Origin of the sequence: Bradyrhizobium uaiense (genome assembly GCF_010811875.1) — a bacterium.
Taxonomy (GTDB): domain Bacteria; phylum Pseudomonadota; class Alphaproteobacteria; order Rhizobiales; family Xanthobacteraceae; genus Bradyrhizobium; species Bradyrhizobium uaiense.
Genome location: NZ_VKHP01000994.1, coordinates 1 through 243, shown reverse-complemented (window position 1 = coordinate 243; position 243 = coordinate 1). Strand labels below are relative to the sequence as shown.

Annotated in this window: 1 pseudogene; it reads left to right on the top strand. The window is 60.5% G+C overall.

Features of this window, described 5'->3' with window-relative positions:
• Positions 1 to 243 (top strand): annotated as a pseudogene (locus tag FNJ47_RS55725) (IS701 family transposase); the annotation flags it as partial.

Below are 243 nucleotides of genomic sequence, written 5' to 3'. Positions count from 1 at the left end.
TGAGCTGGCGCAGCGGGACGAAAGGTCGGCTGAAAGCCCGATTTGCTGCTCTCCGTGTCCGCACCGCCGACGGCCCTCCTCAGCGGATTTGGGATAAAGGTCAGCAGCATCTCCCGGGCGACGAAGCCTGGCTCATTGGCGAGCAACGTGCCTCAGGGGAGAAGAAATACTATCTTGCCAATCTCCCTGCGGCGACGGATCTGCGCACACTAGCCGCCACCATCAAGGCAAGATGGATTTGTG